The sequence below is a fragment of the Psychrobacter sp. NPDC078929 genome, from assembly GCF_050267985.1.
Classification (GTDB): Bacteria; Pseudomonadota; Gammaproteobacteria; order Pseudomonadales; family Moraxellaceae; genus Psychrobacter.
Genome location: NZ_JBNNFX010000020.1, coordinates 1 through 25,622, shown reverse-complemented (window position 1 = coordinate 25,622; position 25,622 = coordinate 1). Strand labels below are relative to the sequence as shown.

Genomic DNA, 25,622 nt, shown 5'->3' with positions numbered 1-25,622 from the left:
TATTTGTAATAAGTGCAGGTTATAATATAGCTCTGTTTTATCTCGCATTATATGTCGATGCTTTTTGTTTGCTAGATAAACCTTTTTGCAAACTAAAAGCAGGCATATAAAGACTGAAAACCAAGTCACAAAACTAGGTCACAAAACCAAGTCACAAGGATACCATTATGGGTAGTTTTTCTATTACACATTGGCTGATACTATTGGTCGTTGTCATTGTCGTGTTTGGCACCTCAAAACTCAGAAATGCTGGTAAAGATTTGGGCGGTGCTGTCAAAGGTTTTAAAGAAGCTGTTAAAGATGAAAATACAGAGCATGCCAAAAAACACGCGGTTCTTGACCACGATGCGACGGCACACACTGAAGAGCGCTCAACCACCAAGGTTGATGATAAGCATAACGTATAGCATCTAAACAGTGACATCGGACCATTATGTTTGATATCGGGTTTTCTGAACTACTTCTCTTCGGCGTTATCGCCCTAATCGTACTGGGCCCAGAAAAACTGCCGCAGGCAGCGCGCACGGCTGGGCAATGGTACGCCAAAATTCGCCGTACAGTCTCAACATTGCAGTCTGAAATAGAGGCTGAGCTTGACTTGGCTGAGACGCGTCAGCAAATGCAGAAAGAGCTCGCCAAAATTCGCCAGACCGAAGCTGAGATGAGGCGTGAAATGGCTGAAATGCGCGGCAATATGAAAGCTTTTGAAAGCTCACATAGTCCTGCTTCGATAGCTTCTGAAGCATCTACGAATGCTGAAAATAGTAAGGGTGACGAAGCTCATGAAAATAACCGCACACAAAAGCAGCAACCAGCCACGCCAAAAGCATTCGACTATGCTTATGCCACTGAAGAGCAGCCAGATACATTAGAAAATGGTCACTTATCGAAGCGCGGTCACAGCGGTGACGATGTGGATGATGCAAATGTAGGTGATGCAAATATAGGTGACAACGCCAAGGCAGCGCCAGTTGTTCAGACCATCACTACCCGTCCATGGGAAAACATGTGGTTTCGACTTGGTGCTTATGACAAAGCACGTCGGCTCCCAATGCCGCCATATGTGCCAAACTATAAAGCGGACGCTCTACTCAACAGTCCTGCCAACATGCAGACTTCTGACCATAAGCAGGAGACTGATTGATGTCATTATTCAAGCGCAAAAAAAGTCGTCAAGAGAAAATCGCTGTTTCTGCCATTACTGACCAAGACGTTATTGATCAAGACGATAAAGCAACAACTGATAGCACTCAAAACGAATCATCAGATGACGTCTTAAGCCCTTTGGCTGATATGCCTATTACCGAGCATTTGATTGAGCTGCGTCGGCATTTGATCAAAATATGTGTGGCGGTACTGATAATATTTTTAGGCTTGGTCGGCTATTCGCGCGAGCTATATAACTTGTTATCTGATCCACTAGTTGCGCAGTTACCTGCCAACTCGACCATGATTGCCACTGATATCACGTCAAACTTTATGGCTCCGATACGTCTGACCGTATTCGTAGCCGCGTTTTTGGCAATGCCCTACATTCTTTATCAAATTTGGTCATTTGTAGCGCCCGGTCTGTATAAAAAAGAAAAGAAAATCGCGATTCCAGTACTGCTATCTTCTATATTTTTATTTTATGCTGGTGTGGCTTTTTCTTACTTTATTGTGCTCAAAGGGGTCTTAAAGTTTTTTATCATGTTTGCCCCGCAAAACGTACTACCCATGACGGATATCGACAGCTATCTCAGTTTTGCCTTAAAATTATTTATGGTATTCGGCTTAACCTTTGAGATTCCAGTCGTCACTTTGCTATTGATATTGGCAGGTATTGTCTCCATTCAGAGCTTAGAAGAAAAACGTCGTTATATCATTGTGGGTTGTTTTGCTGTGGCTGCTGTTGTCACGCCGCCAGATGGCGTATCGATGCTCATGCTAGCGATTCCGATGTGGTTGTTGTTTGAGCTTGGTTTGTTTTTGGCGAAGATTCTAATCAAAGAAGAGCCTAGTCCTACTCTCGTGTCGACAGACAAAGAATAAAACACTTACCAGTCTAATCTAGACTAAAATAAAGTTATTGATTACATATAGCTATGCGTTAAACTACCATTACACCGTTTTATTCTTGCCTCATTAGTAAGCTGATTGCTTATTATCACGTTTTAGCATCACCATCATCTATAAGCCATTGTTTACCCAGTGGCTTTTTTTGCCCCTTTTGTTTTTAATCAATTTTTGTATTTAGGTAGCTTTATTATGTCCGCATCTATGCCAGCTTATATGAGCGATCCCACTGACGAGCAGCTGAGCGCGCTGAATATGGCGATGGATCACAAGTCGTTTAAAGTGGTCGCTTATGCGGGCGCCGGTAAGACAACGACGCTCAAGCTAATCGGTGAGCGCTTACGTGGCCGCGGACTGTATCTAGCCTTTAACAAAGCGATCGCCAATGATGCTCGTTCAAAGTTTCCGCCGCATGTAGAGTGTCGTACTTTTCACTCATTAGCTTATCGTCATGTTGCTCGTGATATTACCGCCAAGCTATCTCTGCCGCGCTTTTCACCTAAACGCCTTGGTGATGATTTGGGACTACAGCCTGTACAAGTGCGTCGACAAATGGATGGGGTTAATAAATACATTACGCTGACACCCGCACGATTATCTCGGTTCGTCAGCGATGCAGTAAGTAATTTCTGTAGCACACATGCCAGCTACCCTGCGCCAAGGCACATACTGTTCCCAAGCTGGCTCGATGACTCAGATGCAGAGCAGCTCCGCGAGATGCTCTACCCTGCTGTCGAGCAGCGCTGGTTACAGTCGATTGATGCGCGTCACCCTGCTGGTATTGGCCATGATATTTATCTCAAGCTTTGGGCGTTGTCTAAGCCCAGTATTCCAGCGGACTTCATCTTATTTGATGAAGCACAGGATGCCGACCCATTGATGATGGGTATCTTGACCCAGCAGTCGAGACAAGTCATCTATGTGGGTGATGCCCATCAGCAGATTTATGAATGGCGCGGCGCGGTCAATGCGATGAAAAAGTTGCCATTACCGCAGACATTATTGACGCAGTCTTTTCGCTTTGGTGAGCCGATTGCAGAAGTGGCCAATACCTTATTAAAAGCACTACAAGAAGACGTACCGCTAAAAGGCAATCCGAATAAACAGTCCTCTACCGATAAGGGCATGGTACATAGTAAAAAAGATGCTATTTTATGCCGTACCAATGCGGCTGCCATGTCGCAGCTGTTGACAGGTTTAAAGCACGGGCATCGAGTGGCATTACAAGCAGATACCGACCGTATGCTCAAATTCTGTCAGGCAGCCGAAAACTTAAAAAATGGTAAATCAGCTTACGGTGTACCTGAGCTGGCGTATTTTTATAACTGGAGTGATGTGCAAGAGTACGCTGAGACTAACGAAGGTAGTGATCTAAAAACACTGGTCAAACTGGTCGATGACCACGGTACCAATGTCTTGAGTCAAGCGGTCAATAGTCTGACCAGCATTGAAAACGCTGACTATGTCATCTCTACCGCGCATAAAGCCAAAGGGCTCGAATGGGGGAAAGTACAGTTAGATGATGATTTTTACTACGATGTGACCACCAATGCGGTTAAGGTCAGTCCAGAAGAGCTGCGTTTGCTCTACGTTGCTTGCACGCGTGCGCAAAGTAATTTGGATATTCATAATATTAAAGACCTGATATCAGGATTGCAGACGGGCAAAAAAGTGATTTTTGGCAATACTTAATTACTCTCTACCTCTATCAGTCTCAAGTTTTATTCAATCTCTCTTATAACGACCCTTTAGCAGTGAATCACCAGCATGAATAATAGCCAGCAACTTCAAGAACATCAAAATACTATTAATCGGTTATTTGCAGCTCCCGTGCGTTTGCTCGCACCTATGGAGGGCTTGACCGATCCATTAATGCGCCAAATCTTAACCCAAATTGCGTCTGACTTGGGCCGTCCTTATGATTGGTCAGTCAGTGAATTTATCCGTATCACTCAGCATGTCTTGCCTGCGCATGTGTTTTATAAATATGTGCCTGAGCTACATCATGATGCCAAAACAGCATCTGGTACGCCCATTCATGTACAGATTCTGGGTAGCGAAGCGCAGCTTATGGCCGAAAACGCCGCATACGCTTGTGAGCTTGGTGCGCCTGCTATCGACATCAACTTTGGCTGTCCTGCAAAAACGGTCAACAGCCATCGCGGTGGTTCTTTATTGTTAGATGAACCTGAAACTATGTATCAGATTATCAGTGCCGTACGTCAAGCCGTTCCCGCCCATATACCAGTATCAGCTAAGATTCGTCTGGGCTATACCGACACTAGCCGAATGGATGATATTCGCGGCGCGATTGCTTCTAGCGGTGCTGATTGGCTAACCATTCATGCACGCACTAAGACCCAAGGCTATAAGCCGCCTGCCTATTGGGACAAAATCCAGAGCTTTAATGCGCTCGATATTCCAGTCATTGCCAATGGAGAAATTTGGAACTTTGAGCATGCGCAAAATTGTATGACGCAAGCAGGTACACCGCATTTAATGTTAGGTCGCGGCGCAGTAACACGTCCTGATTTAGTGGCACAGGTTGATAATGATACTGAAAAAAGTACTGACAGCGTAGAGAATACGGCTACGTTGTCATGGCAAGATTTGATTGCCCATCAGATTAAGTTCTTGGAAGGTGAGGCAAAGAACGATGTGGTTTTGGTCGGTCGTTATAAACAATGGCTAGGTATGCTTACCAAAGGCTACGTTGAGGCGCAAACAGTGTGGGAAGGTATTAAACGAGAGAAAAATAAAGCGGTGATTATTAGCGCCCTACAAGCAAGCGTACGAGATTAATCACCTGCTTGTATTTGAGCGTTTTGGCAGTTACGGATATTTTTACTAGACGCTGACTCGTATCGCTAAATAAAATAGCATTAGACAACATGCCATTGATAGTACCCAGAGGATAGAGCGGAACATTGCCAAATTAGTAATATACGCCACACAAAAACCAATTCGTATCATCACATACAGCCAAGCCAATACGTTGATAATCGACTGCGGTACAAAGAACAGCATAGCTACCAATACTGCTGCCAAGAATACTGGCAAGGTTTCATAACTGTTTTGCTGTGCTGCATTAGCACGTGCTGCCAGGCCTGTCGCATTTTGAAAAAATTCGCGAGGATGTGCATTATTTCTGATTCTAAAGCCACCAGATACTTTCGCAACGATTGACACCGCCCATGGCAATAGACTTGCTACCACCATGGCTAAAATGGCAGACGCCACTTTGTCAGTTACCAACTCAAAAAATGCACTTATCATTATATAAGTTCCTAGCTTGCAACCACTTCGAAATCATGGGTGATATTGACCCCACCTGCTACTAACATACGGCTGGCAGAACAGTATTTTTCTGCTGATAACTGGATGGCTTTTTCGACTTGTTTTTCTTTGACATCTTGACCAGTGACAACGAAATGCATATGAATATCAGTATAGACCGCTGGTATAGTTTCAGCGCGCTGGGCGGTTAGCTCACAACGTACATCCGTCACTGCTTGGCGTGATTTTTGTAAAATCTCTACGACATCATAACTGGCGCAACCACCTAGTCCTAGCAAAATCAGCTCCATTGGGCTTGAGCCTTTTTCTTTATCAGCATCGATTTGTACATTATGCCCTGATGGTGACACACCCATAAAGGCTTTATTCTCTTGCCATATGACGCTTGCTTTTGATTCTGACATTGTAGATGTTCCTTATTTTAAATGGCGTATTGCCTATTATTATTGTGTGAATGATATATTGCCCAGCTAGTGTAGCATAAGCCAAAGCAAGATTTTATAGGCTCATTGTTTTGCTACTAGCTCACCAGTGAAATCTGTGCTTTTACCACTTTATACATATAGAAATAGTGGAGTTCGATAGTTTACTAAATAATCGTATGTTCATCCGCCTATTACTACTCATCAACACTTGCCTAAAAATGCCGTATAAAAACCTACAAAAGTTTGCTTGTAAATAGTTGATTTTAAAAGGTAAAACTCGTGAAACATTTTATAGCAAAATACTGTTACACATTTTGCTTGTTTCTTGGTTTAATAACGGTAATGAATCTTGTTTTGAGCGGATATCGATAACAATCACCTTATAATAATTACGATTGCTGTCACGGTTTCAAGTCAAAACAAGCTATTTTTAAACAAATTAAAAGGTTTAGTCATGATAGATGCAGACGGCTTTCGCGCCAACGTCGGCATCATCTTGGCAAATACACAAGGGCAGGTTCTGTGGGCAAAACGTATTGGTCACAACGCTTGGCAATTTCCGCAGGGTGGTATCGACCGCGGGGAGACGCCGATGGATGCAATGTATCGCGAGCTCTGGGAAGAGGTCGGCTTACATCCGCGTCACGTAGACTTATTGGCAGTCACGCAAGACTGGTTGCGCTATCGTTTGCCAAAACGTTATGTACGTCATGGTCAGCATCCCTTATGTATTGGGCAAAAACAAAAATGGTTTTTGCTACGCTTAGATGAGCCAAATACTCAACATATCCGCTTTGATGAAGGGAAACCTGAATTTGACCATTGGCAATGGGTCAGCTACTGGTATCCACTTGGACAAGTGATTCACTTTAAACGAGGCGTTTATCGTCGTGCCTTGCAAGAATTGGTACGCGAACTCCCGCTAAAGCAAGAGCTGATCATTCCTGAGCAAAATAATCATCTGCTTATGTAATGAGCCACTTAATAGTACAATGCAAAACACCCACGATAGTCGCTAGAATATTAGCAATTACCGTGGGTGTTTTTTATTATCTCTTAACGGTCACTTTGAATGATTGTCAAACTCACGGCTAATAATATTCGCTGTGTAGTTTGCTCCCGTATCTCTCTCTTTGCGCAACGTTAAGATGCTTTGGGTGCGAGTACCATACGTAGGTTTGCTACTATCAGTATCGCCAAAAGCGACGGGTTCAATATAAACAGACGATAACATCTGCTCCACCTCAATTGCCACGCCAGTAACAGGCAGTTTATCTTCTGGTGCTTTGATACTATCTGACAAAACGTTAAAAGCCGCCGCTTGCCAGTACGCAGGTGAGCTATCCTCCGCAATCAATGGCAGCACTTCTTGACGTAGTCGCCCGCGCAACCGCTCTGTCTTAAACCAGCTGTCCTCTGGTTGACCATTAGAGATAACATGTAGACCTGCATATAATGGCGTGGGTGCATGACCACGATTATTGACGATCACAGCTTGCGCAGCATCGCCAATGATCAGATTAAAACCCGCATAATTCTGCAAATCAATCTGCCGTGCAAAATCCATTGGACTTAGAGTTCCTATCAAGAATTCGGTGACCAGCGCGCCCCGCGAGCGCTCATCACTGCTTGCTTGCACCCCATCACGAAAGTTCAACACCGCAGCCCAGCGCCCATTCTGTTCATAATACTCTGCACTCTGCGCTGGTGACGCGTTCTGATGAATGCCTAACCACGTGCCACCGCTTTGTTTATCACGACCAGCATAAATAGGTTGGTCAGACCACTGGTGGAGCGGCTCAGTTGGGCGCTGCAAAAACTCATCACGGTTAGACAGTAGTACCAGCGGTAACTCATCAAATAATTGCCAAGCAATAGCGACAATACACATAGCTTTCCTTTTATAATAATTTTCGTTATGCGGGTAATTCTTAATAGAGGCAAAGATATTATTTCAAACTTTACCTATTAATAAGGTAGCACTTACAGGCAGTGCTCATTAATTGCCAGTCAGTAATTTATTGGCAGGATAACTAATCTGGGAGGTTGAACGTATTACCTTTGATTGCTTACTTGGTAAGTCAAATTCCCACGCCACCATGCCTTGATTGTCATTCCAATCTCGCTCAGTTACGGGCGGCGTATGCGTCACCGCAACTTTTAAACTATCGTCACGACTGATAGGTTCACTGCCCAGTACTTGCAAGCGTACGCTACGATTGTGCTGATTGGTAAATTGATAAGCCTTGGTGGTCGTCAGTGTTTGCGTACGGTTTAGCACACCTTTTTCACCTTGCTTATCTTCATTGGTCAGCTCTTTTACGAGCATATTTGAGTCACGACCAAATCCAATACCCTGCTCTTTTAGCACTTGATAATTATAATGCGACTGACCTACATAATTGTCATCACGGTACAACTGTAGCGAACCATCGACCCAGTCCGGCGTCAAAAACGGCGCTGACGCATACCAGTAGGCAGCAGTCTCAACACTTGGCGTACTGCGAATCCAGAGCTTACTATTACCTGTCTGCTCGCCAATCACTGTGCGTACGCGTCTCCCGTCACTCGGAATACTGACCAACTGCGGTAAACGATACTCGATGATGCCATTCTTGTTTTGGCTACTAACGGTAAAATTAGGTAGCGGCGCCATAGCTGCCCCTGCTCCTTTATTATAAGCAGGCTCTTCCATCATAACAGGGGACGCATCCATCATAGGTAGCTCACGTCTTACTCGAGCATCTTCGCTCTCTTCATACAATGACAGACGCTGCACATACGGCAATTGCCCCGTCGTACTTTGATTAGGATTAACGGTGCTGAGTGTCAGTGGTACGTTTGTCCAGTTCTCACCAGTTTGCTGAGCAATAATCGCAGAAGCTGTGATACTTAACTGCTCACTGTTTGTATTTAGGCGAGCTTGATACGCAGGCTCCCAACCTGCACCTTGCACTTGATAATGCAACTTAACGCTACTTGGCGAGCGACTTGCCGTACGTACACTCACCTGTGTCACCTTGTTAAAGGTCGATGTCGCGCTGCCTGCCATCAGTTGATTCAGTGCGTCTTGGGCACGCGCTTGTCGCTGTTGAATCTCTAGAATTCTTTGGTTAATACTGGTCGCTTGAGTTTCTATATCGCGGGCATTATTGGCAATCGTACTGTCTGTATTAACTTGCGTGGCTTTGGTCAGATTTTGCAAGTAGGCCTTTGCTAACCGTGCTGCTTCCAATTCTGCATTGATATTGGCTAAAGCACTTTGCTGCGTCTGCACCTTGGCGTCACCTTGATATTGGCACTGGGCTGCCTGCTCACCTGTCAACTCTTCAATACTAACTTCCCCAATATTGACACTACCTGTCGCTTGTACGCTTAGGCTTTCTTTATCCATATAAGGTGACAGGCACGAAAACACCACCGTTTGCTCACCGCTACCTGTGACTGGCAATGCGCGCGTCACGCTCGCCAGCCCTTGATAAATAGTCACTTGCTCAACACTACTGGTGGCCGCTTGTGCCGAAGACAATCCCAAAATGGCACTACTACTAAGTACAAATGGAAGAATAGCAAATCTAGTTATTTGATTAAGCGGCGGTAATACGCTGCCATGGCCTGTTGAGACAGATGACTCTGTTAATTGTGCGTTCATATATCATTCCTTAGCAGTAAAATCCCTCACGGCAGCCATGCATTGGCTCAACGCGCAAAATAGTAACTATCTTAGAGAGATTACCGTAGCCGTTTTGCAGGTCTGTGGCAATAAATGCTTTTGTTCGTTGTGCTATTTTGATAATAACGGCTCTTTTTTTGCTACCAGTCTGTCAATTGCACCAATTTTTTATCTCCTTCCCCGTTATGGTGCGCTCTATTAACAATCGTGCACTAAATTAACGAAAATAATAGAAAATATTTTTTTATTGCTCAAATATTACTCGATTATTGGCTTTTTTAACTTGGCACGGAACTTGAACTCTTAATCGGTGTTCAGGAACATTATTTTACCTTTTGTATTTATTAGGAGATGTCCATGTTTTCGTTACCAACTTTAGCCAATCCTCAGTTTGTTGAGACTCATCTGCAAGGCAAAATCAAATCACGCTTCTCATTATTAGCGATTGCCGTCGTTGGTAGCTTGAGTCTCGCTGGCTGTCAAAAGCCTGCCGAAACGGCGACAGCCACAGAGACAACAGCCGAAACCACTACAGAGACAACGACTACCCCTGCCGCTGATGGCGACACGATCAAAGTGGGCATCTTACATTCGCTATCTGGCACCATGGCCATCTCTGAAACTTCTCTAAAAGACACGGCACTCATGACCATTGATGAGATCAATGCCAATGGCGGTGTACTCGGTAAGCAACTAGAACCAGTCGTCGTCGACCCTGCTTCTGATTGGCCATTGTTTGCCGAAAAAGCCCGTCAGCTGCTCACTCAAGACAAAGTAGATGTTATCTTTGGCGGTTGGACATCGGTATCACGCAAATCAGTACTGCCAGTGGTAGAAGAACTAAATGGATTAATGTTTTATCCAGTGCAGTATGAAGGACAAGAGCAATCAGAAAATATTTTTTACACGGGTGCTGCACCAAATCAGCAAGCCATTCCGGCGGTAGAGTACTTAATGAGTGAAGAAGGCGGCGGTGCAGAGCGCTTCGTATTGCTAGGTACTGATTATGTCTATCCACGCACCACCAACCAGATTTTAAAGGCATTTTTGAAATCGAAAGGCGTGGCTGATGCAGACATCATGGAAGAATACACGCCATTTGGTTTCAGCAATTATCAAACCATCGTATCTAACGTCAAAAAGTTCTCAACGGGCAAAAAGACCGCGGTTATCTCGACCATCAATGGCGACTCAAACGTTCCGTTCTATCGTGAGCTTGCCAACCAAGGTATCAAAGCGTCAGATATTCCTGTCATGGCATTCTCAGTCGGTGAAGAAGAGCTACGCGGTATCGATACCAGTCTGCTACAAGGGCATTTGGCGGCGTGGAACTACTTTATGTCGATCAAAAACCCGACCAATAGTGCCTTCACCAAACGCTATAAGCAGTATGCATTGGATCAAAAACTACCAAATGCTGAAAAAGTCGTGACCAATGATCCAATGGAAGCGACTTATGTCGGTATCAACATGTGGAAGCAAGCTGTCGAAAAAGCAGGTACGACTGATGTTGATAAAGTACGTATTAGCATGGCGGGACAAACGTTCGACGCACCTTCAGGTTATACATTAAAAATGGATGAAGAAAATCATCACCTATGGAAGCCTGTCATGATTGGTCAAATTCGTTCCGATGGACAGTTTGATACGATTTTCAAAACACCAGAAGTCATCCAAGCCCAGCCATGGAGCGAGTACATTCCTAAGTAGGCTACCCCTAAATAAGTCAGTACTGAAAAGCACGTGGATAGTAATTGAATAGTAGGCGGATGGATAAACGACACCAATAACCGTCCTAACGCCTACTTTTCACATTTATTTTCAACACTTATTCTTAACTTTTAAATAACGCCAAACCTTATCAATACTTCTATCGCTTAGTACGCTAAGCATTAGAAGCTAAGGGTTTGTTGTCTGTGAAAAACAGGGAGCCGCACATGCAGCACCATACTTTACGCCCGTTTGTAGGGCAAACATCGTCCAAAAGTGGTAATAACCCACAAGCATCAGCCAGTGAAGTCATGCAGCATACGGCTCGTTTTTCAATTTATGCGCCTCTGCGATTACTTGCATTGATGGCATTATGCATAACAACATTCACCACCACGGCGTATGCCGATCATGATGGTCAGGTACATGACCACGATACGGATACCGCTCATAGTGAGCAATCTTTGGTCACACCTGTCAACGTAGCCACTTCTACTCAAGCCAGCACCTCAAATATTTCAACAGCAACTACAAGTTCAGGCGATGCCATTCAACAATTTGTAGCCAGCGATTTTAGTAAGCGCCAAGCTATGCTAAGTGATTGGCCAGGATCCGTTGAGAGTTTAGATAGTTTGGTTGAATTCATTGCCAATGATGAGCTGTATCAAGGTAATGGTGGACAAGCTTATTTGCTCAATGCAGATGATCAGCTATTTACTTATCCTGATAAAAAAGAGACTGACGATTGGCCAAGTGATTTATCACAAATCACCCTGACTAATGCCCTTCGCTCAGCGCTCATCTTTGGACAGGCTAAGGTAAAGCTAGCTTCTGACAAGCCCGCACAGCGCCTGCAAGCTGTAGAGATTTTGGCCGATAATATTGACCAAGTAGATCCAGCTATTATTATGATCGCAGCAGGAAATGAGGACAGCGCTAAAGTCAAAAAGGCACTAACTGCTCTACAGGCGCGTATTGATTTCAAAAACGGCGACCTGCCCACTCAAATTGCAGCGGTCAATCTGCTCGCTGATAGTGATAACCCACAAGTATTGGTCGATATCGAGTCTGCCCTCGCTGCGGATAACTTAGATGCCTCGCTCAAAGCTGCACTTATCGATGCTGAATCTAGCGTGTCACGCCGTATTGAAATAAGCACATGGACGGGTCATATTTTCACCGGTATGAGTACCGCTAGTATTTTGCTGCTAGCAGCGCTTGGTCTCGCCATTACCTTTGGTTTGCTTGGTGTGATTAATATGGCGCACGGTGAGCTAATTATGATTGGCGCTTATACCACTTATATGGTTCAAAACTTCTTTCAAGCTTATATACCGAATATGGCAGATTGGTATTTGCTTGCTGCTATTCCGGCTGCTTTTTTAGTCAGCGCTGTCATCGGCATGATTATTGAGCGCATTGTCATTCGCCCACTATATGGTCGTGAGCTAGAAACCTTACTGGCGACCTTTGGCGTCAGTCTGATTTTGATGCAATTAGTACGGATGATTTTCGGTGCGCAGAACGTTGAAGTCAGTAACGTGGCATGGCTCAGCGGTGCGTATCAAGTGTCATCAAGTTTGGTACTGCCTTACAACCGTATTGCTATTATTGGTTTTACCGTCATTGTCGTGGCGCTACTGGTGTACTTACTTAACAAAACCCGCTTTGGTTTGTTTATACGAGCCGTTACCCAAAATCGCCAAATGGCACGTGCTGTCGGCATTCCTTCTGCACGTATCGATATGATGGCATTTGGTTTGGGCTCTGGGCTAGCTGGTATGGCTGGCTGTGCCCTTGCCCAAGTCGGCAACGTGGGTCCTGATCTGGGTCAAACCTATATCATTGATACGTTTTTGGTCGTCGTCGTTGGCGGTGTCGGACAAGTATGGGGCGCAGTATTGGCCGCCTTAGGACTTGGTGTGAGTGGCACGGTACTTGAGATTGGTATCGGTGCGGTACTGGCTAAGATTGTATTGTTGGTTCTTGTGATTCTGTTTATTCAGAAACGGCCACAAGGTTTATTTGCACTTAAAGGCCGCTTTGTCGAATAAGGAGATTCCTATGATACTGACCAAATTACTGTCTGATACGCCGCGTAGTGCTGTTTTAATTGGTTTATGTTTTGCTGTACTACTCATACTTCCTTGGCTACATCTGATGCCAGAGACCTCAGCCTTTCACCTTTCAGCCTACTGGATCACCCTGATTGGCAAAATTATGGCGCTAGCCATGGTGGCATTGGCACTAGATCTCGTCTGGGGCTATGCTGGTATTTTGAGCTTGGGACATGGCCTGTACTTCGCCTTAGGGGGTTATGCGTTTGGCATGTACCTAACACGTGAGACAGCAGGCGATGCGCTTCCTGATTTTATGCGATTTTTGAGCTGGACTGAAATGCCGTGGTACTGGGCGGGCACGCAGCATTTTTGGTGGGCTGTCGCACTGGTCGTATTAGTGCCTGGCTTGGTTGCTTTTATCTTTGGTTTCTTTGCCTTCCGCTCCAAAATCAAAGGGGTATATTTTTCTATCATCACCCAAGCCATGGTCTATGCAGCAGCCTTGCTGTTCTTCCGTAATGAGACAGGCTTCGGTGGTAATAATGGCTTTACTGGTTTTACTACCTTACTCGGCTATGACATTACCGCTGCCTCAACTCGCTCAATGCTGTGCTTTGTCACAGCCTTAGCATTGTTAGTCTCTTATATGGGTTTGCGTCATTTGATGAACCAACCTTATGGACGAGTGCTAGGTGCCATTCGTGACAGCGAAAACCGCTTGCAGTATTTAGGTTACCGTACGTTGTGGTACAAGCTATCCGCTTGGGTATTATCCGCCGTCATCGCTGGTATCGCTGGTGCGCTATATGTGCCGCAAGTAGGCATTATCAATCCGAGCGAAATGAACCCAGTGAACTCGATTGAGATAGCTGTCTGGGTAGCAACTGGTGGTCGAGGAAGCTTAATTGGCGCGATCTTAGGTACTGGCGTGGTTAACGCTGTGAAAACCTACTTTACGGTTGCCTACCCTGAATTTTGGCTATTGATATTAGGCGGACTGTTCGTCGTCGTGACGTTGTTTTTGCCCAATGGCATTATGGGCTTGTTCGATCGATTCAAAAAGGAGAAACAATAATGCTAAACGATAAGTCCTCATCGACTGAACAATCGACCAAAGCGCTATCCGAATATGATCATACTGATGGACGTGACGGTCTCAGTCATCCCAAAAAATCAGGCGTCGACTTTAGCCATGGTATTGCTCTGTACTTAGAAGACGTGAGCGTCTGGTTTGATTCGTTTCGCGCACTCAACAACCTGTCGCTCTATATCGAAGAAGGCGAGCTACGCTGTATTATCGGCCCCAACGGCGCTGGCAAAACCACACTAATGGATGTCATTACAGGTAAAACCCGCCCTACGGAAGGCAGCGTGTTTTTTGGTCAGACTCATAACCTTGCCAGCTTATCTACCGAACAAATCGCTGAAGCGGGTATCGGCCGTAAGTTTCAAAAACCTACTGTCTTTGAAAATTTTACGGTAATGGATAATCTGTTACTTGCTGCACCAAAAGACAAACGTGTGGTCAAAAGCTTGTTCAATAAACTCAATGCCGATACTCGCGATACCCTCGACGCGACTCTACAGCAAATCCGCCTGACCGATAAGATCAACAAGCCCGCTGGATTGCTTTCACATGGACAAAAGCAATGGCTAGAGATTGGTATGCTACTGATGCAGAATCCCAAACTGATTCTGCTTGATGAGCCTGTGGCAGGTATGACCGATGCCGAAACAGAACATACCGCTGAACTGTGTCTACGGCTTAAAAAGAACCATACATTAGTAGTAGTCGAACACGACATGACCTTTATCGATGCCATCAGTGAAAAAGTCACAGTATTGGCACAAGGGGCGATTTTGGCCGAAGGTACATTAGCGGAAGTGCAAGCCAATGAGGCAGTGATTGAGTCCTACTTAGGTCGATAGCCGAACGAATCATCTAGACGAGCCAAACGAATATTCCCTTTAAAATATTAGAAAAGTTTTAGAGTTTAGGAGACAGCCATGTTACAAGTTAACGATATCAATCAATACTATGGTGGCAGCCATATTTTACGAGATGTCTCGTTTACAGCACCTGTAGGCGCATGCAGCGTGGTACTCGGCCGTAACGGCGTGGGTAAAACCACCCTACTCAAATGTTTGATGGGAATATTACCCATTAAATCAGGAGAGATTCTGCTCAATGATAAAGACATCAGCAAGATGTCTCCAGAGCAACGTGTCCGAGCAGGTTTAGCTTATGTACCACAAGGACGCGATATTTTTTCGACACTGACCGTAGAAGAAAATATATTAATTGGTATGGCTAAGTTTTCACGCAGTAAGGCCAAACATGTACCTAAGCATTTATACGATATTTTTCCAGTACTAGATGAGATGAAACATCGCCGCGGTGGTGATCTGTCTGGTGGTCAGCAGCAGCAGCTTGCTATCGCCCGTGCCCTAGCCTCTGAGCCGACTGTGTTAATTTTGGACGAGCCAACTGAAGGTATCCAACCCTCTATTATTAAAGACATTGGCCGAGTCCTGCGTGACTTGGCTGACAAAGGTGACATGGCCATTGTACTGGTTGAGCAGTTCTATGAATTTGCCGAAGAACTAGCTGACAATTACACGGTACTATCACGTGGTAAGGTAGTGTCACAAGGTGCAGGCGATACGATGGTCGAAAATAACGTACAAGATCTGGTCGCCATCTAATTCCTTTTAATAATAGATGTAATAGTACAACTTGGTAGTGAACGCTCGATAATGCTAAAAATGGCATTTTTATCCCAAGCTAGTAGCTACCAAGATTACATATCATCACGAAAATGCACCCCAATTAAAGTCACTCTTTTACCTCACTTCTTATTTTTTGACTCTTAGCCTATATATTCTGTGCCATTTCAAAAACTCACATTACCAATACCCTCTGATTGGCGTCATAGCAATTATGTATGCCCATTGAACGAAATTTGCTATTATAGTCAGCATTTTATTATCAATATTATGATGCCTTTATGATGATTCATCCTCAGTACGATCCTGTAGCATTAGCAGTTGGACCTGTCGAAGTCCATTGGTATGGGCTGATGTATTTGTTGGCATTTGCCGCCGCCTACGGACTGGCATGGTATCGCAGTACCAAGCGTGAAGGCTGGACAACAGATATGGTCTCCGACCTAGTGTTCTTTGGCGCACTTGGTGTGATATTAGGTGGCCGTGTCGGCTATGTATTGTTTTATCAGTTCAGCGAGCTACTCCAAAACCCTGCTTACCTGTTCAAGGTCTGGGAAGGCGGCATGTCATTCCATGGCGGCCTGATTGGTGTCATGTTGGGTATGCTGTATTTTGCCCGAAAATATAAAAAGACACCTTTCCAAGTACTCGATTTTGTCGTTCCCTGTGTACCAACTGGTTTATTGTTCGGACGTATTGGTAACTACATCAATGCAGAGCTATGGGGCCGCGTCTCTGATGGTGGCTATAACTGGTTGACCTACTTCCCGCAGGCCGCTAGTGTTGATATGCAGCAGCTACAAGCCAATCCTGCGCTACAAGACCTTATGACTGAGGTCAATGGCCAGTACCTGTTGCCTCGTCACCCGTCTCAATTGTATGAAGCCCTTGCAGAAGGTCTACTGTTGTTTCTATTCTTGTGGTGGTACTCATCGAAACCCCGTCCTCGGATGGCAGTGACTGGTGTCTTTATGCTTGGTTATGGCTTTAGCCGCTTTATCATTGAGTTCTTCCGCCAGCCAGACATCGACCAAGGATTCATCTTGCTGGGTTGGATGACCAAAGGTCAGATACTAAGCGCCCCAATGATAATTATCGGTCTGTTCTTGATCGGTTACGCTTACAAACGTGGCATCTACGACTGGGGTAAGCAAGCTTCTTACTAAGCCTGCCTTTTTGTGATAAAGGCTGATGACTTAAAATAGGGTAAGCTGTCAAAACGCTTATCCTAGCAATACTTTCAATAATGACAGTGTCTATATCGACTACCCATCTAGCCTGTATGCGCTGTCAGCAGTAACTAAAGAGCATTTTATGATCAATGGCACCCAAAGTAATAACGAGCAAGGCTATTTAGATTTACTACGCCACGTTCTCGACAATGGCACTGAAAAAGGCGATCGTACTGGTACTGGTACGCTTAGCCATTTCGGCGCACAGCTACGCTTTGACTTAGCAGATGGATTTCCACTGCTAACAACCAAAAAGGTTCACTTTAAATCTATCGCTTATGAGCTATTGTGGTTTTTAAGTGGCAGCACTCATGTCGATTATCTACAACAGAATAATGTTCGTATCTGGAATGAGTGGGCGACAGCAGAACAGACAGCACGCTTCAACAGACCTGCTGGTGATTTGGGTCCTATCTATGGTCATCAATGGCGTAACTACGGCGCGACCAAAAATGAAGATGCCAGTTATAACGCTGATGGCGTCGATCAAATCGCACAAGTCGTTGAACAGATAAAGAACAATCCGAATTCGCGCCGCTTGATTGTGTCAGGCTGGAATCCAGGTGAGGCAGAGCAAGTAGCCCTACCACCATGTCATACGTTATTTCAGTTCTTTGTCGCAGACAATAAGCTGTCATGCCAGCTGTATCAGCGTTCGGCTGACTTATTTTTATTATACCCCCATAACAATAATGCACAATACGGAGTAATAGATCGTATATAATGCAATACATAACTTAGTCTATGTATTGAGATAGTGATTATTATGGATGTTAAAGTTTGTTTTGATACAAAGTTAGATTTATCTAAGTCTTGTTTACTCAATGAGATTCCAAATTTATCATTGAACAAAACCGTAACAGTGAATGGTGTTGGAGTATTTGATGATGATGGCAAGATCCTTCCTCTTGTTTCTGAGTATTTGTCGTATCGAACCAAACATCAAATAATCTCTTATAAATCAGCAGTTACTTATGGTAGAAACCTAAGCTACTTCTTAAGTTATATTCGTAGTCGTCCAGATTATGATGACAGTGAATCTGATGAAGTATTTATTACAGTTCCAAAATACGTAATTCAAGAATACCTGACATTTTTAATCCGTGAAGACCATAAGAACTCATCTACTGTTAGAAGTCGAGATGAGACAATACATGCCTTCATCGAATACCTTTGTAGCCCTACAGAAGACCGTGATAAGCTTAGACAAGATAACCCATATAGCGATGGCTTGCTATCAAAACCACCAAAGCGCACACCGATTAGCTCTTGCACACTTGATGACCTTTTCATATTGATTGAATTTACTGATTCAGAACGAGAAAGAGCTTTACTCCAGTTTTTATACGACTCTGGCTTACGTCGTTCAGAACTACCTAGAGTTACTCTTCAAGACTTTAAAGATATTACTAGCCTTAATTCTGAAAAATATATTTCCCGCGATACTGACCTGCCTATTCATCCCGACTATGTATCTTTGAAAGTTAAAGGAAGTAAGGGCCGTGGTAATCAAATTAAGCCACGCTGGACTTTGCTTAGCTTAGTAACTATCAAACGTGTGGAAAAATACCACGCATCTCCCTTGTATAAAAAATACGCTCGTAAATATTTAAAGCCGTCTGAAACACCAGCGTTCCTTAATGCTGAAGGCACTCCTTACACCCCAAATTCAATCAGTAAGCTACTTGAACGTATAAGTAAACGCGCAATCAAACACGGTCGACTCAATCGACTGATTTCTCCCCACAAGCTACGGCATGGCAACGCTTATTCAATACTACAGTCAAAGGATTTAGGGCCTAACTATGTAGATCAGCTTGCTATTGTGCAGAATTGCTTAGGCCACAACCATCTTAGTACTACACAGATATACACTAATATCCCTCAAGATATCTACAAGAGCATGTGTGACGAGAATGGTGATACATTAACCAAAGCTGAGAAAATGAAGCGCTTATCTGAACAGACACAGTTAAGAATTGGCATTAAGGACATCAAATGAAAAACATTGGAATAACCATTGATGAGATTCATGAGGATTTTCCTGAGCCAGGAATTTTAGGTGCAGACTTTAAGAACGTTGAAGAAAAACAACCGATTAAAGACGCCGAAGCAGCTGTTATAGAATGGGTATCGAAAACAGCTGGAGATAAAGAAGCACTATGGGAAATACCAATTAGTAAAGCGGATAATACTTTGGGCTTCAGTGTAGCTGTTAAGCATATTCAGAGTGCTGTAGGTGTCTCATACTCTGTTGCACAAAAATATAGGGGTCTTACTACTCCTTTAATTGGAAGGATGATTGAAGAAGGGATTCTAGTAATACCAAGTGAAAGCTACGAAGCGGCTGGCATCGAAAACACTAGAAAACTTTTGAATTGGTACAGAAAGCTAACTGTAGAGGAAAAGCACACTTTACCTATTTTCGGCAACAAAATTTCGATAGGAAAAATGTCTCCAGAACAACTACCTATAAAAAAAGAATCCTTAAGATTTAATGTTGTTAAAGATGCTTGGGAATTCATTCACAAAGACTTAGAAAAAATTGGAATTATTGATCCAAATTATAAAAGCGTTGCTGAAAGAACAAGCGAAGCGAATGTCAATAGAATAAATCATAGTGAAAGTCAGATAGAGCGTTTTCATAGACTCGCAGCAAGAGAGCTAAATGCAGCTGATGACTTCTTCCCTCCTTCAAAATTAGAACCGTTTATTCAGGTTGAGCAACTGTTTGCTTGTAGTAGCAAAACTGTCTCTTCAAAATCAGGCAAGAGTAATTATAGAGTTGCGAGTAGTTCATTTATAGAGTTCTTATCTAAACTGTATGGAAATAAACCCTTTAGAATCGTAACAACTTTTGATGAATACCTATTATCTAGATATCGGAAATATTTAGAGGGCAAGGTAATAAATAAAGAAATATCAAGTCATCATGCAAATACAGTTTTGAGTTCAGTCCGTATAACATTGAATCGGCTGACTCAAGTACGCGATATAGAATATAGCTTTTTCAATATAAATGGATTTGCTACAACTAGAGAAACAGATGTTAAAAAGCCATTTACAATGAACGAGCGACTTCGAATATTAGAGGCTATTGAAAAAGGATTGAGCGAATCTAGAAAAGCCCTCAAACCTTATAAGAAAACGGGTTTAGGTAGCAATCCTTTGGACGAAAAGGGTTCAGTCATTAGAGGCCTTTCGACACTAGAGAATGCGCGATGGCTCTTTGAAAACCGCTTAATGTGTAAGCCAGTTCATTATAATACAGCTAAATCACCTATTGAAAAGTCTTTCTTAAGAATTATTAATGATTCAGATAAGGGTTTGATAGAGGTATACAACGACTGGGGCATTACCCCAATGATAAATATGGATACACTAACGCCTTACGTTTTAAGGCTTGCTCAAATTACTGGTTTAAATGCAAATCCTTTACTTTCTCTTGATATAAACGATTATGTAGATTCCCATCCGGCAACATCGCGGCCTTGTCTTAGATATTGGAAAGAAAGGTCTGATGGTCATAAAGAATACCACCTCGATCTTTTTAATGCAGAACTGACATGGCTTACGTCATCTCAAGCTAAGTCTATAAAAATTATTTTTGAAGAATTAGTCCAATTGACGAGTAGTTTTCGACAAGACATTGAAGATAATGCTTTTAAAGATAGGTTGTTTATCTATCAGTCGAATAGTACAAAAAAGCACGGCAGAGTATCTCCACTATTAGGAAACAAAGAAAAAAATACAGAAGCATTGGGAGCTAGTTTGTCCAGGTTTGTTAAGAAATATAATTTAAAAAATGATGCAGGAGATCCCCTAACTCTTACAATAAGTCGCTTTAGACCAACATTTGTTAGTGAGATGCTTAGAAATGGCGTAACTGTACGTGAAATTCAACTCATGTTGGGTCACTCCTCACTCCAAACAACTCTCGGTTATATAGATTCTCTAGATTTTAACTCCATGAGTAGAATGAAGATAAATGATGAATTAGAAGAGATACATCAATCGACTCTGGATAAAAAAGTTGAGAAAGTGCCAGAAGATATAGAGTCCAAAAAAAATGATGAGTTGGTAACAACCTTTCATACTCCTCTAGCTGAATGCAGAAATATTTTTGACCCACCAGATTTTGTAAAAAATCTTTCATCCTACATACCTGGTACTCCATGCTCACAATATAACAAATGTTTGGGTTGTGACAATGTCATTATTACAGCTAAGAATCTGCCTGAAATTTTTGCAATGAAGCGTGACTATACGCTTTTGAAAGAGCACTCCCGTGTCATGGATACACCCTATGGGCATGTTATTTCAGAGAATTTAGAACTGATAAAAGGTATTACAGAACCTGAACTATCTAATTTTTCCTTAGAAGAATTAGAAAATGGACGGCGTTTAGCAGAATACATTGAAACGACCACACTAGTTGATGGAGTAATCTAATGGACTATGAAAAAAAGCTGAATGTATTAACAGGTTTTGCAGAACATCGTTTATATGTTTTAGATGCTCTAGACCATGCTACAGTTCAAAAGAAGAAGCACCTTCAAAATAATTACACAGATGACATAGAGTATGTGACGTACCTTATGGACAAACCTGTATCGAAATTATCAAAGTTTTCTGACGACTTTTGGGACTTTAATGACGACTATCCTAATGCTGCACGAAATGTTCAGGGCGCAAAGCTCCGCATTAGTTTTTCAAAGTATACAGATATCCCAAGATTCGTTTTAATAGAAATAAAAATCATATTCGAGTTGGCCTTGCTAAACAATTCGATTTTCAAGCTTCAAAGTAAGGAAGGCCAAAGTCGAACAAAAAAAGTCTTAAAAGCAAACTCTTTAATTACAATTTTTGAAAATGGATTAACGTTTATTAATGAAATATTTAAACAGGCATCTCATGAGCTAGGCTATGAGTTTGTTCAGGAAAAAATCAGAACACTCTCCGATATAACACCCGAACTGTATTCCAAAGCTGCTGAAAACTATGATCGCGTAAAAGGTGTGGAGCTAGATAAATTTTTCAAATATCTACGCAGCCCGGCTTCTGTCAAGTATGTATTTGAAAAACCTATCGCTTATGTAGAGTTAAATAGCCTGAAATGGAAGAAACTTGCTAATACTAATACTTCGAAAAAAGAACAAGTACTGCCAGATCTGGTATTTGAATCTCTCTCGAAAATGGCTTCCTTTATCATAGTGGACTTTTTAAACGCTACAGGAGCTTCAGCAAAGATATCAGATCCTAACTCCTTAGAAAGATTTAATACAAGCAACCACGTTTCATGGGCAAACGAAGAAGGAGTAACCCACGAAATTTTAAATGCTTATATTGCTATGAGATTAGGAACTAAAGGCTATCCTTCAAGTTTCATTACAAACATAATTGAACCCTATGATTGGATGCTCAAAAAAGACTCTAGTGTCATGGGTGGACGAACTTTACGTAACGCATTGAAAAAACGTGGTTACAAGTTAGATAATCTTAGAGAATACTTTAACCTCGTAGCGTATGCCTGCGCGTATTTAGTGGGTCAATATACAGGTATGAGACCATCTGAACTATCAGAAATAAGAGTTCAGGATTGTTCGTGCTTAATTCAAAGTGACTCCGTCTGGCTGATTGAAAGTACGGTCAAAAAGCATAAAGATGAAGTTAGTACAGGTTTGTTTGACGACAGATGGGTAGCTATACCAATTGTTAAGGATGCAGTATTAGCAGCTTCGTATATCTCAAAAATTAAGGCGTCGCCCTACTTAATTTCTAATGTAGATACTGTTAAACCTGATAACTCCCCCCAGTCAATGACTAGTACTGGTATCGTGTATCAAATGAATAACTTTATTAGCCAACTCTTAGGCGAAAAAGTTGCTAAAGAACTAAAATTCAATCCATATATGTTAAGACACACATTAACATATCAATTGTTTAAGGCTGAAGTTGGATTGCCTCTTATATCGTTTCAATTGAAACATTTTGTAGAGAGCATCTCTAAGTACACATCTACTGGCGCCACCTCGTCAGTTACGTTAGGCTACGGTGATATAGGTGAGATGCTGTCAAAAGACGGCAACCGAAAAGGTGATACGAAATCACTGCGCCGAGCAGCTGAATTAGATGCTATTAAAACTGCCCATAATCCAAATGGTACATATTATGGTGGTAAAGCGAGTGAGCATAAAAAAGGTCTGATCAAGACGTTTAGTGGATATATGGCTGAAGGATACACAGAGGATGAGATTTATGAGGCTATGGTAGATCAAGGGGTTGCCATGGTCTATATGGGACAAGGGCTTTGCTATGGTGGTAGAGCAGAAGAGTATGACTCAAGCCTACCATGTATTGGTTCACTGCGTTGTAACCCAGCTCGATGCAAACAAGCCGTTGTAACTACTAAGCATGCTCCTAAATGGCGTGAAGTTTACATGTTAAATAAAACCAACCTCAATAAACCAGAATATTCAGACAATCGAGAGCAAATTCTATCAGCAATGAACGAGGCCAAAATGGTATTGGAAAATCTTGGTGAGGCAATCGAACTATGAGTAATGAAGCTTATGATCAAAAAAATAATGACGACTATGAAGCAATAACTTCTGCTCTAAATATTGCCCTAATAGATCTTGAAAATAATAAAAAACTAAAACCCACTATAGCGCAACTTTCGAAGATGACTGGTATTCATCGAAATACTATTACAAACCGTGGTTGGCCTGTCCAAAAGCTAAATCAGATCAAAGATATCAGAAAAGCTGAAGAGAAATCGCGTAAAGAAAAAAAAGCTATAGATAACGCTGATGTTAAGAATGCGCTTGAAGCAAAAATGATTCAAGCACAAAATGAGGTTATCTACTGGTTTAATGAATATCAAGATATAAAAAGAGTCACTCAACACTCAGATAAACGGTTACAAAAAATGAAAGAGTCACGAGATTATTATAAAACACAATCTGATACAGATAAAAGGTCGTTATTAGAAGCTAGACAGGAGATTAAAAAACTGAGACAAATGTTAGCTTTAAAAGATGCAACACCGAACCAGCTGATGCACTAATCTATCGAAAACTACCTATGCTATAAAAAGTATAAACTTAATTTCCTTGTACTTAAAAGCTAGCAAGAGCTTAGCTAACAAATATATACCTTATAGCATAAATCACATATATTAATACTTTATGCCTAACAGAAATTTATCATCTTTCTTAACTTTTAATTTATATTTGTATCAAACTGAGAATGGATACGCGATAGACTCATGATACTGATACCCTTCCACTTCAAAATCGTCCAATGTTACCCATGTCTCAATATCTTCGAGAGACTTAATTTCAGGGTTAATGTGAAGTTTAGGGGCTGGATACGGTTCGCGTTTTAATTGCACATCACGCATTAACTCTAATTGGTCTTCATATATATGTGCATTTACAATCTTGTGATAAGCTTTTCCAGCCTCATGCCCCGTAATTTGAGCCATTAAAGCCAATAAAGTAAAAACCTGGACTTGATTGAAATTTTGACCTAATGGCACATCACAGGAACGTTGTGATGAAGTCAAATAAAGCTTGCCACCTAACAACGAAAATGTATGAGTATGCATACAAGGACGTAAACATCCCATATGAAACTCACCTGGATTATAGAAAGTTAGGATTTCACCTCGATCATCAATACCGTTCCGCAAGTTATCATAAATCTTACGAAGCTGGTCAAACTCCTCTCCTACTGAATTACGCCACCTGCGGCCCTGTACACCATATACTCGGCCCATATCATCCTCACCTTTACGATAAGGATTAGCTAACCAAGCTTCATTTTCATTGGCATTAGCGTTCCATGTATTACATCCAATAGCTCGAAACTGAGCTGCGCTATCATAACCACGTAGATACCCTAATAATTCTGCGATAGCTGCTTTCCAATAACTCTTTCGAGTAGTTACTAAGGGAAACTCATTAGCTCCTACATTGTAGTTTAAATCAGCATTAATAACGGTTAAGCAGCGTTTTCCAGTCCGTTCATTCTCGACCCATACACCCTCATCAACTATACGTTGACATAAATCTAGATATTGTTTCATTCAATAACCTTAATTGGACTGTATACTTTTCTCGTGAGGTAATTTCTTATTGCCCGTGATCACAACACATTTTACCTCATGATTTCATTGAGCATTATAAAGTTTCAAGGCTCAATTGTACAAACCTGTTCGTAACAACTAATTGTCTTAATAACTTATCAACAGGCTATGCCCCAATGGATCCAATGAAACCGAATCATTCTATCTAAAACCATTTACCATAATGCAGCTTTATGCGCAGAATGCGCGGTTCCCTGGTAACCCTCCCAAACTTAAGACACCTAATAAATAGAATTAAGCTGCCTGATTGAGTTTCTGTATCGGTGTAAAACCGCCATTGCCCATGTTTGG

21 protein-coding genes and 1 pseudogene are annotated in these 25,622 nt (G+C 42.4%); 17 read left to right on the top strand and 5 right to left on the bottom strand.

Going from position 1 to position 25,622, the window contains the following annotated elements:
• Positions 1-167 precede the first annotated feature (167 nt).
• The 5 genes from tatA (at position 168) to ACQKCG_RS11025 (ending at position 4,857) form a co-directional block, all read left to right on the top strand.
• Complete coding sequence (gene tatA, locus ACQKCG_RS11045; protein WP_101204898.1) at positions 168-407, top strand: Sec-independent protein translocase subunit TatA; 240 nt, start codon at positions 168-170, stop codon at positions 405-407.
• Between the two features lie 26 nt (positions 408-433).
• Positions 434-1,144 (top strand): Sec-independent protein translocase protein TatB, encoded by a 711-nt coding sequence (gene tatB, locus ACQKCG_RS11040; protein WP_101204897.1) that lies wholly within the window; start codon positions 434-436, stop codon positions 1,142-1,144.
• Between the two features lie 149 nt (positions 1,145-1,293).
• On the top strand, positions 1,294-2,031 hold the full coding sequence (tatC, locus tag ACQKCG_RS11035; RefSeq protein WP_379544901.1) for a twin-arginine translocase subunit TatC: 738 nt from the start codon (positions 1,294-1,296) through the stop codon (positions 2,029-2,031).
• A 216-nt stretch (positions 2,032-2,247) separates the two neighbouring features.
• The gene (locus tag ACQKCG_RS11030; protein WP_101204895.1) at positions 2,248-3,747 is read left to right on the top strand and encodes a UvrD-helicase domain-containing protein; all 1,500 of its coding nucleotides are present in this window, start codon (positions 2,248-2,250) and stop codon (positions 3,745-3,747) included.
• Positions 3,748-3,822: 75 nt separating this feature from the next.
• Positions 3,823-4,857, top strand: a complete 1,035-nt coding sequence (locus ACQKCG_RS11025; RefSeq protein WP_101204894.1) for a tRNA dihydrouridine synthase — start codon at positions 3,823-3,825, stop codon at positions 4,855-4,857.
• Between the two features lie 45 nt (positions 4,858-4,902).
• Here ACQKCG_RS11025 and ACQKCG_RS11020 read toward each other — a convergent pair whose 3' ends face one another.
• A complete protein-coding gene (locus tag ACQKCG_RS11020; RefSeq protein WP_218870117.1) occupies positions 4,903-5,331 on the bottom strand; it encodes an MAPEG family protein in 429 nt (142 codons plus the stop codon).
• A gap of 11 nt (positions 5,332-5,342) precedes the next feature.
• Positions 5,343-5,756, bottom strand: a complete 414-nt coding sequence (locus ACQKCG_RS11015; RefSeq protein ID WP_101204893.1) for an OsmC family protein — start codon at positions 5,754-5,756, stop codon at positions 5,343-5,345.
• Positions 5,757-6,231: 475 nt separating this feature from the next.
• Here ACQKCG_RS11015 and ACQKCG_RS11010 point away from each other — a divergent pair, with 475 nt between their 5' ends.
• Positions 6,232-6,750 (top strand): RNA pyrophosphohydrolase, encoded by a 519-nt coding sequence (locus ACQKCG_RS11010; protein ID WP_057761956.1) that lies wholly within the window; start codon positions 6,232-6,234, stop codon positions 6,748-6,750.
• A 90-nt stretch (positions 6,751-6,840) separates the two neighbouring features.
• Here the strand turns inward: ACQKCG_RS11010 and ACQKCG_RS11005 are convergent, their stop codons facing one another.
• A complete protein-coding gene (locus tag ACQKCG_RS11005) occupies positions 6,841-7,668 on the bottom strand; it encodes an NRDE family protein (protein ID WP_101204892.1) in 828 nt (275 codons plus the stop codon).
• A 108-nt stretch (positions 7,669-7,776) separates the two neighbouring features.
• The gene (locus ACQKCG_RS11000) at positions 7,777-9,429 is read right to left on the bottom strand and encodes a DUF4139 domain-containing protein (RefSeq protein WP_101204891.1); all 1,653 of its coding nucleotides are present in this window, start codon (positions 9,427-9,429) and stop codon (positions 7,777-7,779) included.
• A 378-nt stretch (positions 9,430-9,807) separates the two neighbouring features.
• Here ACQKCG_RS11000 and urtA point away from each other — a divergent pair, with 378 nt between their 5' ends.
• From urtA to ACQKCG_RS10945, 11 genes and pseudogenes are all read left to right on the top strand, one after another.
• Positions 9,808-11,160 (top strand): urea ABC transporter substrate-binding protein, encoded by a 1,353-nt coding sequence (gene urtA / locus ACQKCG_RS10995; protein WP_404944619.1) that lies wholly within the window; start codon positions 9,808-9,810, stop codon positions 11,158-11,160.
• 227 nt (positions 11,161-11,387) lie between these two features.
• Positions 11,388-13,214: an urea ABC transporter permease subunit UrtB gene (gene urtB, locus ACQKCG_RS10990; protein ID WP_404944618.1), complete on the top strand. Its 1,827-nt coding sequence runs from the start codon at positions 11,388-11,390 to the stop codon at positions 13,212-13,214.
• Between the two features lie 10 nt (positions 13,215-13,224).
• On the top strand, positions 13,225-14,295 hold the full coding sequence (gene urtC, locus ACQKCG_RS10985) for an urea ABC transporter permease subunit UrtC (protein WP_101204890.1): 1,071 nt from the start codon (positions 13,225-13,227) through the stop codon (positions 14,293-14,295).
• Between the two features lie 98 nt (positions 14,296-14,393).
• Positions 14,394-15,149 (top strand): annotated as a pseudogene (gene urtD, locus ACQKCG_RS10980) (urea ABC transporter ATP-binding protein UrtD); the annotation flags it as partial.
• A 78-nt stretch (positions 15,150-15,227) separates the two neighbouring features.
• Positions 15,228-15,926, top strand: coding sequence for an urea ABC transporter ATP-binding subunit UrtE (gene urtE, locus ACQKCG_RS10975; RefSeq protein ID WP_101204888.1), 699 nt, complete (start codon positions 15,228-15,230; stop codon positions 15,924-15,926).
• A gap of 302 nt (positions 15,927-16,228) precedes the next feature.
• Positions 16,229-17,113 carry a prolipoprotein diacylglyceryl transferase gene (gene lgt / locus ACQKCG_RS10970; RefSeq protein ID WP_101204887.1) on the top strand — a complete coding sequence of 295 codons (885 nt, stop codon included), beginning with the start codon at positions 16,229-16,231 and terminating at the stop codon, positions 17,111-17,113.
• A 148-nt stretch (positions 17,114-17,261) separates the two neighbouring features.
• The gene (thyA, locus tag ACQKCG_RS10965; RefSeq protein ID WP_259358611.1) at positions 17,262-17,903 is read left to right on the top strand and encodes a thymidylate synthase; all 642 of its coding nucleotides are present in this window, start codon (positions 17,262-17,264) and stop codon (positions 17,901-17,903) included.
• A 42-nt stretch (positions 17,904-17,945) separates the two neighbouring features.
• A complete protein-coding gene (locus tag ACQKCG_RS10960) occupies positions 17,946-19,181 on the top strand; it encodes a tyrosine-type recombinase/integrase (RefSeq protein WP_101204886.1) in 1,236 nt (411 codons plus the stop codon).
• The gene (locus ACQKCG_RS10955; RefSeq protein ID WP_102078171.1) at positions 19,178-21,631 is read left to right on the top strand and encodes a tyrosine-type recombinase/integrase; all 2,454 of its coding nucleotides are present in this window, start codon (positions 19,178-19,180) and stop codon (positions 21,629-21,631) included. Before ACQKCG_RS10960 ends, ACQKCG_RS10955 begins: the two co-directional genes overlap by 4 nt.
• On the top strand, positions 21,631-23,739 hold the full coding sequence (locus tag ACQKCG_RS10950) for a site-specific integrase (protein WP_101204882.1): 2,109 nt from the start codon (positions 21,631-21,633) through the stop codon (positions 23,737-23,739). The genes ACQKCG_RS10955 and ACQKCG_RS10950 overlap by 1 nt, the downstream gene beginning before the upstream one ends.
• The gene (locus ACQKCG_RS10945) at positions 23,736-24,248 is read left to right on the top strand and encodes a hypothetical protein (protein WP_101204881.1); all 513 of its coding nucleotides are present in this window, start codon (positions 23,736-23,738) and stop codon (positions 24,246-24,248) included. The genes ACQKCG_RS10950 and ACQKCG_RS10945 overlap by 4 nt, the downstream gene beginning before the upstream one ends.
• A 171-nt stretch (positions 24,249-24,419) precedes the next feature.
• Here the strand turns inward: ACQKCG_RS10945 and ACQKCG_RS10940 are convergent, their stop codons facing one another.
• A complete protein-coding gene (locus tag ACQKCG_RS10940; RefSeq protein WP_101204880.1) occupies positions 24,420-25,271 on the bottom strand; it encodes a thymidylate synthase in 852 nt (283 codons plus the stop codon).
• Positions 25,272-25,622 lie beyond the last annotated feature (351 nt).